Origin of the sequence: Agrococcus sp. Marseille-Q4369 (assembly GCF_018308945.1) — a bacterium.
GTDB lineage: Bacteria > Actinomycetota > Actinomycetes > Actinomycetales > Microbacteriaceae > Agrococcus.
In genome coordinates, this window is the sequence record NZ_CP070501.1 from 808,506 (window position 1) to 823,547 (window position 15,042).

The window sequence follows — 15,042 nt, forward strand, 5'->3', positions numbered from 1 at the left end:
AACCAAGACAGCCTACCGCATGCAGGAGAGGTCGGTTCCCCCTTCGACACGCTCTGCGCCTCCGGCGCGGAGCGTGTCGGAGGGAGCGGAGCGGCCGGAGCGGCGCTGCACGAAGTCGGCGAGGTCGGCCGCCTGCGCGACGCGCGAGGGCTCGTGCACGTACATCATGTGGCCGGCCTCGTAGTAGCGGTGCTCGAGGTTGTCGCGCAGCGCCGCCGGGATCTGCAGGTGCGCGACCGAGTCCTCCGCCGACGAGAACGGCGTCGCGCCGTCGAACCAGCCGTACGCGAAGTGGACCCCGAGGTGCGGGTTCTGCCGCATCGCGCGAGAGAGCCGGTCGATGACGTAGACGGGCGCGTTCTCGAACTCCTTGTAGCTCCAGTGCTCGATGACGTCCTTGCCGAACACGTGGTACGGCCCGGTGTCGCGCACGCCGAGCTCGTGGTGGAGGTAGTGCTGGTAGGCAGCGGCGTACGGCCCGAGGATGGCGTCCATCGACGGGTCGGCGTCCATGTGCTCCGCGATCCCGCTCGCCGCGGGGCCGGTGAAGCGCGAGTCGAGCCGGCCGACGGTGAGGCCGCGATCGCGCAGCAGCTCGCCGAAGTAACGCCAGTGCTCGATGCGCAGGTCAGCGCGGTCGACGTAGGACTCGCTCAAGCCGGTGAGGCGCGCGACGCGAGCCACCGCATCCGCCCTCTCCTCCGTCGTCAGGCGCGCACCTCGACCCAGCGCGTACGGGTAGTCGCGCGCCGCGTAGTCCTGCGCCTCGGCGACGACCTCCTCGAGCGATCGGCCCTCGTGGAACCCGTGCTGCCACGCCGTCGCGGCGTAGAACGGCAGGTACATCGCGTGCGCGCGGTCGCCGCCGCGCTCGAAGTTCGCCGTCGAGAAGTCGAGCACGCTCGAGATGAGCAGCAGGCCGTTGAGGTACATGCCCAGCTCGCCCTGCAGGTGCTGCGCGAGGCCTGCCGCGCGCGTCGTGCCGTACGACTCCCCCGCGAGGAACTTCGGGCTCAGCCAGCGGCCCTCAGCCGTCACCCACTGGCGGATGATCTCGGCGACCGACTCGATGTCGGCGGAGAAGCCGTGGAAGTCCTTCGCCTTCTCGCCCTCGGCGGGCCGCGAGCGACCGGTCGAGACGGGGTCGATGAAGACGAGGTCCGAGACGCGCAGGAGCGACTCCGGGTTGTCGGCGATGCCGTAGGGCGGCGCGGCGAGCGAGCCGGCATCGCCCATCACCACGCGGCGCGGCCCCAGCACGCCCATATGCAGCCACACGCTCGCCGAGCCCGGACCGCCGTTGAACGCGAAGGTGACCGGGCGCCGCGTCGGGTCGGCCCCGTCGAGCGTGTAGGCAGTGATCGCGACCTGCGCGCGGGCGCGGCGGCCGCGGAAGACGTCGTCCTCGGTCTTCTCCTGCCACAGCACCACGCGGCCCGATCGCGCCGTGTAGGCGAGCTCGCCCTCGTCGGTCGCGAGCGTGTGCCGCGTGGTGATGAGCTCGTCGTCGAGCTGCGTGATGCCGGTGTCGGGTGCGGGCTTGGAGTCGTCGCTGCGCTGCGTGTCGTTCACGCGCCGACGCTATCGAACCGCAGGCCGCTCAGCCGCCGCGCGCCTCGCGCGTCGCGCGCTCGACCCGAGCGGTGAAGCGCTCGAGCCGCTCGAGCAGCGCGGCACCGCGAGCGGCGATGCGCGCCGGGCTCGTGAGGTGCGGCGGGCCGCTGCGGATGATGTGCGAGCACGCGAGGTCATCGCAGAGGTACGTGCCGATCGAGCTGCCGGTGTCGCCGTCGAGGCTCGCGAGCCGCGCGCTGAACATCCGCACCTGGGTCGCGGGCTGCGTCGACTGGCACATCGAGCACATCGCCGCGATGCCGGGGCGCAGGCCGCCGGGCGCCGCGCGCACGACGACGCCGACGAGCTCGTCGCCGCGCCAGTGGACGATGTAGCCGACCCGGCTCGAGCGCTCGCCGCGCCAGCCGAGGTACTCCCGCTCGTCCCAAATGGTCTCGTGCAGCCCCGGCATGGGCAGCTGCTCGAGCTCGCGCCGCGTCGCGTTCACGAAGCACGCGCGGAGCTGCTCCTCGGTCACCTCGCGCATGCCGACGACGCTATCGGATGCGCGCTGGACGTCGAGGGGTTTGCCCCCGTCGGGCCTCCACCCAGGAGAGTCCCGACGGGGGCAAGTCGTGTCAGGCCGGGGCGAGCTGCCGGGCCTTGGCCATCTGGTCGGCCATGTGCTCGATGACGCGGATGACCTGCGACGAGTAGCCGAACTCGTTGTCGTACCAGACGTAGAGCACGAGGTGACGGCCGGTCGCGATCGTCGCGAGGCCGTCGACGATGCCGGCGCGGTTGTTGCCGACGAAGTCGGAGGAGACGACCTCGGCCGAGTCGGTGAAGTCGATCTGCGCGCGCAGCTCGCCCGTGAGCGACGTGCGGCGCAGCAGCTCGTTGACGGCGTCGCGCTCGACGGCCTGCTCGAGCGAGAGGTTGAGGATCGCCATCGACACGTTGGGCGTCGGCACGCGGATCGCGTTGCCGGTCAGCTTGCCCTCGAGCTCGGGCAGCGCCTTCGAGACTGCCTTCGCGGCACCGGTCTCGGTGAGCACCATGTTGAGCGCCGCGGAGCGGCCGCGGCGCGCGCCCTTGTGGAAGTTGTCGATGAGGTTCTGGTCGTTCGTGTACGAGTGCACCGTCTCGACGTGGCCGTGCTCGATGCCGTACGCGTCGTTGATGACCTTGAGCACCGGCGTGATGGCGTTCGTCGTGCAGGATGCGGCGGTGACGATGCTGTCGTCGGAGCCGATGGTCTCGTGGTTGACGCCGAAGACGACGTTCTTGAGCGGGCTCTTGCCCGGCGCGGTGAGCACGACGCGGTCGACGCCGGGGCATTCGAGGTGCTGGGCGAGTCCGGCTTCGTCGCGCCACCGGCCGGTGTTGTCGACGACGACGGCGTGCTCGATGCCGTGCTGCGTGTAGTCGACGCTCGAGGGGTCGTCGGAGTAGATGACCTGGATGAGCGTGCCGTTCGCGAGGATCGTGTTCGCCTCGCGGTCGATCTCGATCGTGCCCTGGAAGGCGCCGTGCACCGAGTCGCGGCGCAGCAGGCTCGCGCGCTTCTCGAGGTCGTTCTCGCCGCCGCGGCGCACGACGATCGCGCGCAGGCGCAGGCCGAGGCCGCGGCCCGCGTGGCCGATGAGGATGCGCGCGAGCAGGCGACCGATACGGCCGAAGCCGTAGAGCACGACGTCGGTCGGCTGGTCCTGCTCCCACGACGGCAGCTCGGCGACGCGCTCGCGCGCCCACTCCTCGAGACCGCGCTCGGGCGCATCGCCGAGCAGCAGGCCGAGGTCGAGCGAGACGCCGCGGATGCCAAGCTCGTCGACGAGGCGCAGCACGGCCATCGAGTCCTCGATGCGCAGCACGCGCTCGCCCACGCGGCGAGCCCACCGGTGCGCCTTGAGGATCTCGATCGGCGACTGGTTCACGAGCTGCTTGCCGTGCACGTGCGTGACGACGTCGCGCTCCCGGTAGAGCCGCCCGATGATGGGGACGGCGGACTCGGCCAGGGCGACGCGGTCGAGCCACGCCTGGTGGGCGCTGTCGACGGCGGGGATGGTTGCGGATGCCACGAATTACACGTTAGGCAAGCGGATGCGTCACGACCGTCGAAACGGACGGTCAGGATGGCGGCAACGTCACCAGGGCGAAAGTTCCGGCGAACTTTCCGCCGCTCGCGTCAAGAGACGTACGCCTTGCCGAGCTTCCAGTAGCCCGTGAAGGTGATGCGCCGCTTGTCGATCCCGCGATCGCGCACGAGGTGCCGACGCGCACCCGTCGCGAGCTGCTGCTCCCCCGCCGCGTAGGCGTAGCCGAACTCCTCGGGCATGCGCATCCCGCGCAGCTCCTCGAGCGCCGCCTGGCCCTCGCGGAGGCTCCCGCGCTCGACCCAGCGGATGTCGACGCCGGCCGGGCGGCGGAACTCCTGGATGTCGTCGCGGTGGCCGACCTCGAGCACGACCGTGCCGCGCGCGTCGTCCTCGAGCGAGCCGCACACGCCCGCGACCGCCGGCAGCACCGACTCGTCGCCGAGCATGAGGATCTCGCCCTCGAGGCCGTCGTCGTTGTAGAGGAGTCCCTCGTCGAGCAGCACGGCGCGCTCGCCGCGCTCCGCGGCCATCGCCCACGCCGCGCCGGGGCCCGGATCCTCGTGGCAGACGAAGTCGATGTCGAGCTCGCCGGCGTCGAGCCGGAAACCGCGCACCGTGTAGTTGCGGATCCAGGGGCGGTGCTGCTCGCGCATCGCGAGGTACTGCGGGAACCACGTGGAGGGGCTCTTCGGCACCCGCAGCACGTCCTGCCCCTCGCGGCGCATGAAGAAGCGGAACCACTGGTCGAAGCCCTGCGGCGTCATCGCCGAGACCTCGTCGCCGCCGAGGGTCACGCGACGGATGTGCGGCGACACCTGCTGGTTGTCGAGCACCTCGAGCTCGATGAACTTGGGTGCGACCGCAGCGACGCGCTCGGGTCCCGCCATGCGAAGCCTCCTGGGGATGGGCGCCTCAAGTGAGGCAAGCCTTACCAATGTAGCAAGCGAAGCCGTCGGAGCGCATCCGCCTGGATCCTCGGCGCGTAGCATCGACAGCAGCATGCACCCGACTCCCGCGCGACGATCCCTCGCGCTCTTCACCCTCGCGCTCGGCGGATTCGGGATCGGCACGACCGAGTTCGCGACGATGGGCATCCTCCCCCTCGCCGCGAGCGACCTCGTGCCCGCGTTCGGCGCCGACCCTGCCGGCGGCATCGCGCACGCCGGCTGGCTCATCACCGCCTACGCGCTCGGCGTCGTGGTCGGCGCGCCGCTCGTGTCGGTGTGGGCCGCGAAGATGTCGCAGAAGACGCTCGTGCTGCTGCTCGCCGCCGCGTTCGCCGTCGCGAACCTCGCGAGCGGCCTCATGCCGACGTTCGAGCTCACGGTCGCCGCGCGCTTCGTCGCCGGGCTGCCGCACGGCGCCTACTTCGGGGTCGCGGCGCTGCTCGCCGCACGCATCATGGGGCCTGGGCGGCAAGGCGCGGGCGTCGCGCTCGCGCTCTCGGGGCTCACGATCGCGAATGTGATCGGCGTGCCGCTCGGCACGTGGCTCGGCCAGGTCGCCGGCTGGCGCTGGACGTATGCGGCCGTCGCCGTCATCTTCCTCATCACCCTCGTGCTCGCCGCGATCGCGCTGCCGCGACAGCCGGGCGATCCGACGCGCAGCGCGAAGCGCGAGATCTCGGCGTTCCGGAACCCCAGGCTGTGGCTCATGATCGCCGTCGGCTGCATCGGCTTCGGCGGCTTCTTCGCCGTCTACTCGTACGCGGCCGAGACCGTCACGCGCGTCGCGGGCCTGCCCGAGCCGGCGATCGCGTGGCTGCTCGCGACGGTCGGCGTCGGCATGACGATCGGCAACGCGATCGGCGGCTGGGCGAGCGACCGCAGCATCCGTCGCACGATCCTCATCGGCTTCCCCGTGCTCATCGCATCCCTCGCGCTCTTCGGGCTGCTCGGCTCGCAGCCGGTCGCGCTCTTCGTGCTCGCGTTCATGATCGGCGGCGCCGGCTCGGTGCTCAACCCCGCCATCCAAGCGCGGATCATGGGCATCGCGGGCGACGCCGAGCTGCTCGGCGCGGCGACGAACCACGCGGCCTTCAACGTCGGCAACGCGATCGGCGCGGCCCTCGGCGGCGCCGTCATCGCAGCCGGCCTCGGCTACCTCGCGCCCGCGTGGATCGGCGTCGCGCTCGCCGGCACCGGCTTTCTCATCGCGATCTGGAGCCTCGCGATCGACCGCCAGCCCGACACCGCGACGCACCACGTCGTCGCGACGGTGCTCGGCCCCACGACGGCGGGCATCGAGGTCATCGACCGCTGACGCACGGCTCGCCCGGCGCGCAGTGGGAGAATGGACGGATGAGGTTCCTGTCGATCCAGTCGCACGTCGCCTACGGGCACGTCGGCAACTCCGCGGCCGTCTTCCCCCTGCAGCGCGCGGGGCACGAGGTGTGGCCGGTGCTCACCGTCAACTTCTCGAACCACACGGGCTACGGCGCGTGGGGCGGGCCGCTCATCCCCGCCGACGACGTGCGCGCGGTCGTGACCGGCATCGAGGACCGCGGCGTGCTCGGCTCGGTCGACGGGGTGCTCTCGGGCTACCTCGGCGGTGAGGCGATCGTGGAGGTCGTGCTCGACGCCGTCGCCCGCGTGAAGGCCGCGAACCCGCAGGCGACGTACACGTGCGACCCGGTGATGGGCAACGCGAAGTCGGGCTGCTTCGTCGCCCCGACGATCCCGCCGCTCATCCGCGAGCGCGCGCTGCCGGTCGCCGACATCATCACGCCGAACCAGTTCGAGCTCGGCTTCATGACCGGCACCGACCCCGACACGGTCGAGTCGACGCTCGAGTCGGTCGACCGCGCGCGCGACCTCGGTCCCGACACGGTGCTCGTCACGAGCGTGCTGCGGCCCGACCGCGAGCCCGACACGATCGAGATGCTCGCGGTCGACGGCGAGGGTGCGTGGATCCTCCAGACACCGCACCTGCCGTTCAAGGCGAACGGCTCCGGCGATGTCACGAGCGCGCTCTTCACCGCGCACTACCGCGAGAGCGGCTCGGCGAAGGTCGCGCTCGAGCGCACGGCGTCGAGCGTCTTCGACCTGCTGCAGGTGACGCTCGAGTCGGGCGAGCGCGAGCTGCGGATCGTGCAGGCGCAGGATGCGTTCGCCCACCCGCGCATGCAGTTCGAGGCGCGGCAGGTGCGCTGACCGCGCTGCCCACCGGCGACTCGACCTGATCACGCCGACGCGACCGCTTCCCGCCACGACTCGACCCGTTCCCGGCGACTCGACCCGCTGCAACGGGTCGACTCAGCGAGAGGGGGTCGAGTGGACCGCCGATCGCTGCGGCCGCGCCCGACATGCGGGTCCGCGACGCCGGAACGGATCCGCGAAGCGCTCGCCGAACGCTCGTCGCCTAGCGGCGCTCTCGCTTCTCCCGCACGCGCATGTTGACCTGGATCGGGGTGCCCTCGAAGCCGTAGTCCTCGCGCAGGCGGCGCTCGATGAAGCGGCGGTACTGCGGGTCGAGGAAGCCGGTCGTGAACAGCACGAAGGTCGGCGGGCGCGTGCCCGCCTGCGTCGCGAACAGGATGCGCGGCTGCTTGCCGCCCCGCAGCGGGTGCGGGTGCGCGGCGACGAGGTCGGCGATGAATGCGTTGAGCTTGCCCGTCGGGATGCGCTTGTCCCACGACTCGAGCGCCGTCTCGAGCGCCGGCACGAGCTTCTCGAGATGGCGGCCCGTGCGGGCGGAGATGTTGACGCGCGGCGCCCACGCGACGTGCGCGAGGTCCTGCTCGATCTCGCGCTCGAGGTAGCGGCGGCGCTCGTCGTCGAGCTGGTCCCACTTGTTGAACGCGAGCACGAGCGCGCGCCCCGACTCGAGCACGAGGTCGATGATGCGCACGTCCTGCTCCGAGAGCGCCTCGGTGACGTCGAGCAGCACGACCGCGACCTCGGCCTTCTCGAGCGCGGCCTGCGTGCGCAGCGTCGCGTAGAAGTCGGCACCCTGCTGGAGGTGCACGCGGCGGCGGATGCCGGCCGTGTCGACGAAGCGCCACACGCGCCCGCCGAGCTCGATCTGCTCGTCGACCGGGTCGCGCGTCGTGCCGGCCATCTCGTTGACGACGACGCGCTCCTCGCCCGCAGCCTTGTTGAGCAGGCTCGACTTGCCGACGTTCGGGCGCCCGAGCAGCGCGACGCGGCGCGGTCCGCCGAACTCCTCCTTCGCGACCGCCGAGACCTCGGGCAGCGCCTTGATCGCGAGGTCGAGCAGGTCGGCGACGCCGCGGCCGTGCAGCGCCGAGACGGGGTGGGGCTCGCCGAGCCCGAGGCTCCACAGCGACGCGGCCTCGAGGTCGCGGCGCGAGTCGTCCGACTTGTTGGCGACGAGCAGCACGGGCCGCTGCGACTGCCGCAGCATCCGCACGACGTGCTCGTCGGTCGAGGTGGGGCCGACGTTGACGTCGACGACGAAGAGCACGGCGTCGGCGAGCTCGACCGCGATCTCGGCCTGCTGCGCGACGGAGCGGTCGATGCCGCGCGCGTCGGGCTCCCAGCCGCCCGTGTCGACGAGCGTGAAGCGGCGGTCGTTCCACTCCGCCTTGTACGAGACGCGGTCGCGCGTAACGCCCGGGGTGTCCTCGACGACGGCCTCCCGGCGCCCGAGGATGCGGTTCACGAGCGCCGACTTGCCGACGTTCGGGCGGCCGACGATCGCGAGCACGGGCAGCGCCGGCTCGACCCGGTAGCCGTCCTCGTCCTCGTCGCCGAGGTCGAGGAGCGCGGCGTCCTCCTCGTCGAGCTCGTATTCGGCGAGGCCCGCGCGCAGCGCAGAGACCCGCGCCTCGTCGGCATCGGCGTCGGTCTGCGCGTCGGTCTCGAAGTCCGGCTCGAGCTCCCGCTCGTCGCCGTGCAGCTCGTCAGTCATGGCTCTCCTCGTTCACGAGGCGCACGATGGCCTCAACGGTCTCGTCGAATGTCAGGTCGGTCGAGTCGACGACGGTCACGCCCTCCGCGGCGCTCAGGAAGTCGACGACCTTGGCGTCGGATGCGTCGCGCGCGGCCAGGCGGGCACCCACTTGCCGCTCGTCGCCGCCCACGTCGCCGAAGCGGCGGCGGATGCGCACAGCCTCGTCGGCGGTCAGCAGCACGCGCACGTCGGCGTCGGGCGCGACGACCGTCGTGATGTCGCGGCCCTCGGCGACGATGCCGGGCCGCGCCTCGGCGATGATCGCCCGGAACCGCAGGTTGACGGCCTCGCGCGCCGGCAGCGTGCGGGCGACGCCCGAGACGGCCACCGAGATGCGCTCGCTGCGGATCTCGTCGGTCACGTCGTGACCGGCGATCGCGACGCGCTGGCCGGCGGCGTCGACCGTCAGCTCGAGCGAGTCGAGCGCGTCGAGGGCGCCGATCACGGTCGCGGGGTCGTCGGTGTCGCCGCCGCGCTCGACGATGAGCCACGCGAGCGCGCGGTAGGCGGCCCCCGTGTCGAGGAACTGGAAGCCGAGCTCGCGAGCGACCGCGCGCGCGACCGACGACTTGCCGCTGCCCGCGGGCCCGTCGATCGCGACGACCGTCGCGGCCCGCGCCCCGGCGCTCATGCGACCACCTGCCAGCCGAGCTGCTCGAGCGCCTCGTGCAGCGGCTGCAGCGCGTCGGGCAGCACCGTGATCTCGACGACGCCGAACTGCGCGCCCTCGGCGTGCTCGATGCGCACGTCCTCGAGGTTGACGTCGGCGTCGCCGATGTCGGCGAGCAGCCGCGCGAGCTGGCCGGGGCGATCGTCGATCCGCACCTGCACGCGCGTGAAGCGCGCGTGCGTGCCGTGCTTGCCCGGCAGGCGCGCGACGCCCTCGTTGCCCGCGCGCAGCGCATCCGCCACCGCCTTCCGGCTCCCGGTTGCGTCGAGCGCGTCGAGCGCGTCGACGAGGCTTGCGAGGTCGGCCTGCATCGCGCGCAGCTGCTCGACGACGGCGGGGGCGTTCGCGCCCAGGATCTGGATCCACAGCGCCGGATCGGAGGCTGCCACGCGGGTGACGTCGCGCACGCCGCCGCCCGCGAGCCGCAGCGCCTCGTCGGGCGCGTCGGCGAGCCGCGCGGCCATGAGCGACGAGACGAGCTGCGGCACGTGGCTCACGATCGCGACGGCGCGGTCGTGCTCCTCGGGCGTCGACTCGATCGGCACGGCGCCGAGGTCGAGGATGAGGTCGTCGACGAGGCTGCCCCGCTCGTAGGAGATGTCGTCGTGCCCGGCGATGACCCACGGCCGGCCGACGAAGAGGTCGCCCGAGCCGGCGAGCGCGCCGGAGCGCTCCCGGCCCGCCATGGGGTGCGAGCCGAGGTAGCGGCTGATGTCGGCGCCGAGCTCGCGGAGCTCCACGAGGGGCACGGCCTTGACCGACGCGACGTCGGTGACCACCGCATCCGGGAATGCCGCGAGCTCGGCGGCGACGACGCGCGCCGTGACGTCCGGCGGCACCGCGACCACGATGAGCTCGGGCTGGTCGCCCGGCCGCGCGAGCCGGCCGGCGCCGAAGTCGGCGGCGAGCCGCTCGGCGGTCGGGCTCGCGTCGCTCAGCTGCACCTCGACGCCGCGCGCCGAGAGGCCGAGGCCGATCGAGGTGCCGAGGAGCCCGGTGCCGACGATGCGCACGGGACCGCGCAGTCGGTGGGTCACGGACGCTCCTCCAGGGATGGTGTCGGGGGCCGCGGTCGGCGGCGGTTCAGCGCTCGGACCTCGCGAGGGTGAGGATGGCGCCTCGCTCCATGCTAGTGAGTTCGCGCACGCGGCCCGACCGGAGGGTGCCGAGGTGGAGCGGACCGAATGAGCGCCGCACGAGCTCGACGACCGGATGGCCGACGTGGTCGAGCATGCGCCGCACGATGCGGTTGCGGCCCGAGTGGAGGGTGAGCTCGATCATCGAGTGGCCCTGCGACGGGCGCCCGACGAGCCGCGCGGCGTCGGCGTGGATCTCGCCGTCGTCGAGCTCGAAGCCGTCGAGCAGCCGGCGGATCACGCGCTGGTCGGCGACGCCCCGCACCTTCGCCACGTACGTCTTCTCGACCCCGAACGAGGGGTGGGCGAGCACGTGCGCGACCTCGCCGTCGTTCGTGAGCAGCAGCAGCCCGGAGGTTTCGGCGTCGAGCCGGCCGACGTTGTAGACGCGCTCCCCCACCTCGTCGGTGAACTCGCGCAGGTCGCGCCGCCCCTGCTCGTCGCGCATGGTCGAGACGACACCGGTGGGCTTGTTGAGCATGAGGTAGCGCTTCGAGACGTCGAGCTGCACGGCGGTGCCATCGACGCTCACTCGGGCGTCGGGGCGGATGCGCGTGCCGAGCTCGGTGACGACCCTCCCGTCGACCTCGATGCGGCCGGCGACGATCATGTCCTCGACGACGCGTCGGCTCGCGACGCCCGCGGCTGCGAGCACCTTCTGCAGGCGCTCGCCCTCGGCATTGGTCGGATCGGTCATGCGAGCACGTCCTCCTCACCGTCGGGCAGCAGCGGGCTGATCGGCGGCAGCTCGTCGAGCGAGTTGAGGCCGAGCTGGCTCAGCAGCAGCTCGCTCGTCTCGTAGTGGATCGCGCCGGTCTCGGAGTCGGCGAACGCCTCGCGGATGAGCCCGCGGCCCAGCAGCGTGCGCACGACCGAGTCGACGTTGACGGCGCGGATCGCCGCGACCGCGCCGCGCGTGATCGGCTGCTTGTAGGCGATGACCGCGAGCGTCTCGAGCGCGGCTTGCGAGAGGCGCGTGGGCGTCTGCGTGAGCACGAAGTCGGCCGCGTCGGCGTCGTACGCCTCGCGCACGTAGATGCGCCAGCCGCCGCCGACCTCGCGCAGCTCGAAGCCGCGCTCGGGGCCGGCGGGTCGATCCCCCACCGGCTCGCCGTCGTAGTCGGCGCGGAGCGCCTCGATCGCTGCCTTGACCGCCTTCACGGGCGCCTGCAGCGCGGTCGCGAGGTGCACGGCGCCCTGCGGCTCGTCGGCGACCATGAGGATGGCCTCGATGCGGCGCTCGAGCGGCAGGTGCGCGCGGCCCCGAGCACCCGCGTCGTCCGCGCCCGCGTCGTCGGTCAGCGCATCCGTCTCAGGCATGGTCATAGTCTGCCCCCAAGCTCACGAGGTCCTCGTCGCGGAAGTCGTGCCCGGTCCAGCTGATCGAGAGCTCGCCGAGCGGCTCGAGCTGCTCGAACGTGATCGCGGCGTGCCGGTAGAGCTCGAGCACGGCGAGGAACCGCGCGACAATGACGCCGCGCGTCGCCTCGCCCGCGATCAGCTCGCGGAAGGTCGTCGTGCCCGCGGAACGGAGCGTCGCGACGATGTGGGCGGCCTGCTCGCGGATCGACACGAGCGGCGCGTGCAAGTGACCGAGGCCGACGGTCGGGATCTCCTTCGGCGTGAGCGCGAGCAGCGCGAGCGCGGCGAAGTCGTCGGGCGAGAGCGTCCACTTGAGCTCGGGCACGCGCTGCCGGAAGCGCTCCTCGAGCCGCACCGAGCGCGCGTGGCGGCCGCTCTCGACGGCGATCCGCTCCTCCATCCACGCTGCTGCCTGCTTGAACGCGCGGTACTGCAGCAGGCGGGCGAAGAGCAGGTCGCGCGCCTCGAGCAGCGCGACGTCCTCGCTGTCGACGACGTCGCCCGCCGGGAGGAGCGACGCGATCTTGAGGTCGAGCAGCGTCGCCGCGACGACGATGAACTCGCTCGCCTGCTCGAGCTCCTCGTGCGTGTCGAGCGTGCGCACGTAGGCGATGAACTCATCCGTCACGCGCGAGAGCGCGATCTCGGTGACGTCCATCGAGCGGTTGCCGATGAGCGTCAACAGCAGGTCGAAGGGGCCGTCGAAGTTGTCGAGCGCGAGGCGGAAGCCGCGCCGCTCCTCGTCGGCGGCCGACTCCCCTGCCGCCTCGGGCGCGACCGGTTCAGGCGATGGCGCCACGGTGGATCAGCTCGCGGGCGAGCTGGCGGTAGACCTCCGCTGCGCTGTGCTCGGGGGCGAACTGCGTCACCGGCACCCCGGCGACGGATGCGTCGGGGAACTTCACCGTGCGGCGCACGACGGTCTCGAGCACGGTCTCGCCGAACGCATCCACGACCCGCTCCATGACCTCGCGCGCGTGCAGCGTGCGGGCGTCGTACATCGTGACGAGAATGCCGTCGAGCTGCAGGGCGGGGTTCAGGCGGTCCTGCACCTTGTCGATCGTCTCCTTGAGGAGCGCGACGCCGCGGAGCGCGAAGAACTCGCTCTCGAGCGGGATGAGCACGCCGTGCGCGGCGGTGAGCGCGTTGACCGTCAGCAGGCCGAGCGAGGGCTGGCAGTCGACGAGGATGAGGTCGTAGTCGTCGGCGACCTTGCGGAGCACGCGCGCGAGGATCTGCTCGCGGGCGACCTCGTTGACGAGGTGCACCTCGGCGGCCGAGAGGTCGATGTTCGCCGGGATGACGTCGAGGCCCGGGGTGCTCGTCTGCTGGATCGCCTCGCGCGGGTCGAGGCGCGGGTTCAGCAGCAGGTCGTAGATCGTCGTCGCGTCGTGGTTGTCGACGCCGAGGCCGGCCGAGAGCGCGCCCTGCGGGTCGAAGTCGACGGCGAGCACCCGGCGGCCGTACTCGGCGACCGCGGCACCGAGGTTGATCGAGGTCGTCGTCTTGCCGACTCCGCCCTTCTGGTTGCACATCGTGATGATGCGCGCCGGCCCGTGGCTCGGCAGCGGCGTCGGCACCGGGAAGTCGCGCGCGGGACGCCCGGTCGGCCCGAGCGCGGGCGCCTCCAGGCCGGTCAGGGTCTCGCTGCTCGTGCTCATGGCTTCGAGTCTAGGAACGCGGCGCGCCTCCGCCCCGCAGGCGGGGACGGCGTGTATCTCAACCTCTGGTTGAGGCTGAGCGGGCCGCGAGCGCCGCTCAGCCCGGGCTGGCGTCGCGGTCGACGTATCGGTCAGCGCGCACCGACGCCCCGGCGACAGGGGCGGTTCGGCCGCGCGGGGGCCGGCGTGCCCGCCCCTGTCGGGCGGAAGCGCACCCGGCGGCGGATGCCGAGGACGGCACACGCGGCGGATGCCACGATGGGCGCATGGACGTGGTGGTGCGGCTCGCGGCGGATGCGGAGCTCGAGGCGGTCGCGGGTCTCCGGTGGCGGTGGGTGCGGGAGGAGAGCGACGAGCCGCTGCCCGAGCCGGGCGCGTACGCCGCCGCAGCGGCGGAGTGGGCTCGCGCGCACACCGGCTCGCACGTGCCGATCGTCGCGATCGCGGGCGGCGAGGTCGTCGGCATGGCGTGGCTCGCGATCCAGTCGCGCGTGCCCTCGCCGCGAGCGCTCGAGCGCCGATCGGGCGACCTGCAGAGCTGCTACGTCGTGCCAGAGCACCGCGGCGCGGGACTCGGTCGCCGGCTCGCGGCCGCGGTGCTCGACGAGGCGCGGCGGCGCGGGCTCGAGCACGTGACGGTGCACTCGAGCGTCGAGGCGATCCCCGTCTACGAGCGGGCCGGCTTCCGCTCGAACCCGCGCTCGCTCTACGCCGACGGCGCGATCCCCGAGCGGTAGTCGCTCAGCGGGCGCGCGGGTGCGCGGTCGTGTACATGTCGCGGAGCGTGTCAGCCGTGACGTGCGTGTAGATCTGCGTCGTCGCGACGGATGCGTGGCCGAGCAGCTCCTGCACGACGCGCACGTCGGCACCGCCCTCGAGCAAGTGGGTCGCGAACGAGTGGCGGAACGTGTGCGGCGAGACGTGCTCGACGCCCGCCTCCTCCGCGACGCGCTGGATGATCTCCCACGCCGCCTGGCGGCTGAGCCGCCCGCCCCGAGCACCGAGCAGCAGCGCCGGTCCCCCGCGGCCCTTCGCGGCGAGCGCGGGCCGACCGCGCACGAGCCACGCATCGACCGCCTCGCGCGCGAACGAGCCGACCGGGACGAGCCGCTGCTTCGCGCCCTTGCCGGTGACGCGCACGAGCCCGTGCTCGCTGGCGAGGTCGTCGACGTCGAGCCCGAGCACCTCCGAGATGCGCGCGCCGGTCGCGTAGAGCAGCTCGAGCAGCGCCCGATCGCGCAGGCCCGCCGGGTCGTCGCCGCTCGGCGTCTCGAGCAGGCGCTGCATCTGCGAGACCGAGATGCCCTTCGGCAGCCGCTGCGGCAGCTTCGGCGGCCGCTCGTCGCGCGTGACGTCCTCGCTCGCGACGCGCTCGTCGACGAGCCAGCGGTGCAGCGCCTTGACCGCCGAGAGGTGGCGCGCGACGGAGGAGGCGGCGAGCTGCCGGTCGGCGAGCGCCGCGCGGAAGGCGGCGACGTCCTCGCGCACGATCGCCGACGCATCCGTCACCCCGCGCGCCTCGAGCACCGCGACGTAGCCGGCGAGGTCGCGCCGGTAGGCGGCGATCGTGTGCGCCGAGAGGCCGCGCTCGATCGCGAGCTGGCGCAGCAGCCGCTCGACCGCGACGGCCGGGGACACGCTCACCG

Annotated in this window: 15 protein-coding genes; 3 read left to right on the top strand and 12 right to left on the bottom strand. The window is 72.6% G+C overall.

The genetic code is table 11. The annotated features are described in order from the left end of the window. Window positions 1–12: 12 nt before the first annotated feature. The 4 genes from JSQ78_RS04135 to JSQ78_RS04150 all read right to left on the bottom strand — a co-directional run bounded on the left by JSQ78_RS04135 (window position 13) and on the right by JSQ78_RS04150 (window position 4,540). Entirely contained in the window at window positions 13–1,572 is a 1,560-nt protein-coding gene (locus JSQ78_RS04135; protein WP_211449612.1) for a S10 family peptidase, read from the bottom strand. A 28-nt stretch (window positions 1,573–1,600) separates the two neighbouring features. Beyond that, window positions 1,601–2,101, bottom strand: coding sequence for an FBP domain-containing protein (locus tag JSQ78_RS04140; RefSeq protein ID WP_211449614.1), 501 nt, complete (start codon window positions 2,099–2,101; stop codon window positions 1,601–1,603). Between the two features lie 91 nt (window positions 2,102–2,192). After that, window positions 2,193–3,635 (bottom strand): glyceraldehyde-3-phosphate dehydrogenase, encoded by a 1,443-nt coding sequence (locus JSQ78_RS04145; protein WP_249295895.1) that lies wholly within the window; start codon window positions 3,633–3,635, stop codon window positions 2,193–2,195. 107 nt (window positions 3,636–3,742) lie between these two features. Continuing rightward, window positions 3,743–4,540: a siderophore-interacting protein gene (locus JSQ78_RS04150; protein WP_211449616.1), complete on the bottom strand. Its 798-nt coding sequence runs from the start codon at window positions 4,538–4,540 to the stop codon at window positions 3,743–3,745. 112 nt (window positions 4,541–4,652) lie between these two features. On the opposite strand from JSQ78_RS04150, the gene JSQ78_RS04155 reads away from it, so the two are divergent. After that, window positions 4,653–5,915 carry an MFS transporter gene (locus JSQ78_RS04155; RefSeq protein WP_211449617.1) on the top strand — a complete coding sequence of 421 codons (1,263 nt, stop codon included), beginning with the start codon at window positions 4,653–4,655 and terminating at the stop codon, window positions 5,913–5,915. Between the two features lie 38 nt (window positions 5,916–5,953). Then, window positions 5,954–6,805 carry a pyridoxal kinase PdxY gene (gene pdxY, locus JSQ78_RS04160; protein WP_211449619.1) on the top strand — a complete coding sequence of 284 codons (852 nt, stop codon included), beginning with the start codon at window positions 5,954–5,956 and terminating at the stop codon, window positions 6,803–6,805. A 208-nt stretch (window positions 6,806–7,013) separates the two neighbouring features. Here pdxY and der read toward each other — a convergent pair whose 3' ends face one another. From der to JSQ78_RS04195, 7 genes are read right to left on the bottom strand one after another with little or no spacing between them, the layout of a single operon-like run. Continuing rightward, window positions 7,014–8,525 carry a ribosome biogenesis GTPase Der gene (gene der, locus JSQ78_RS04165; RefSeq protein WP_211449620.1) on the bottom strand — a complete coding sequence of 504 codons (1,512 nt, stop codon included), beginning with the start codon at window positions 8,523–8,525 and terminating at the stop codon, window positions 7,014–7,016. Next, window positions 8,518–9,198 carry a (d)CMP kinase gene (gene cmk / locus JSQ78_RS04170; RefSeq protein ID WP_211449622.1) on the bottom strand — a complete coding sequence of 227 codons (681 nt, stop codon included), beginning with the start codon at window positions 9,196–9,198 and terminating at the stop codon, window positions 8,518–8,520. The genes der and cmk overlap by 8 nt, the downstream gene beginning before the upstream one ends. After that, on the bottom strand, window positions 9,195–10,274 hold the full coding sequence (locus JSQ78_RS04175) for a prephenate dehydrogenase (protein ID WP_249295897.1): 1,080 nt from the start codon (window positions 10,272–10,274) through the stop codon (window positions 9,195–9,197). Before JSQ78_RS04175 ends, cmk begins: the two co-directional genes overlap by 4 nt. Window positions 10,275–10,320: 46 nt before the next feature. Further along, window positions 10,321–11,070: a pseudouridine synthase gene (locus tag JSQ78_RS04180; RefSeq protein ID WP_211449624.1), complete on the bottom strand. Its 750-nt coding sequence runs from the start codon at window positions 11,068–11,070 to the stop codon at window positions 10,321–10,323. Then, window positions 11,067–11,693: an SMC-Scp complex subunit ScpB gene (gene scpB / locus JSQ78_RS04185; protein WP_502756134.1), complete on the bottom strand. Its 627-nt coding sequence runs from the start codon at window positions 11,691–11,693 to the stop codon at window positions 11,067–11,069. The genes JSQ78_RS04180 and scpB overlap by 4 nt, the downstream gene beginning before the upstream one ends. Next, window positions 11,686–12,534: a segregation and condensation protein A gene (locus tag JSQ78_RS04190; protein WP_211449628.1), complete on the bottom strand. Its 849-nt coding sequence runs from the start codon at window positions 12,532–12,534 to the stop codon at window positions 11,686–11,688. The genes scpB and JSQ78_RS04190 overlap by 8 nt, the downstream gene beginning before the upstream one ends. Continuing rightward, complete coding sequence (locus tag JSQ78_RS04195; RefSeq protein WP_211449630.1) at window positions 12,518–13,396, bottom strand: ParA family protein; 879 nt, start codon at window positions 13,394–13,396, stop codon at window positions 12,518–12,520. The genes JSQ78_RS04190 and JSQ78_RS04195 overlap by 17 nt, the downstream gene beginning before the upstream one ends. A gap of 266 nt (window positions 13,397–13,662) precedes the next feature. Here JSQ78_RS04195 and JSQ78_RS04200 point away from each other — a divergent pair, with 266 nt between their 5' ends. Next, window positions 13,663–14,133: a GNAT family N-acetyltransferase gene (locus JSQ78_RS04200; protein ID WP_211449632.1), complete on the top strand. Its 471-nt coding sequence runs from the start codon at window positions 13,663–13,665 to the stop codon at window positions 14,131–14,133. Between the two features lie 4 nt (window positions 14,134–14,137). Here JSQ78_RS04200 and xerD read toward each other — a convergent pair whose 3' ends face one another. Beyond that, complete coding sequence (gene xerD / locus JSQ78_RS04205; RefSeq protein ID WP_211449633.1) at window positions 14,138–15,034, bottom strand: site-specific tyrosine recombinase XerD; 897 nt, start codon at window positions 15,032–15,034, stop codon at window positions 14,138–14,140. Window positions 15,035–15,042 lie beyond the last annotated feature (8 nt).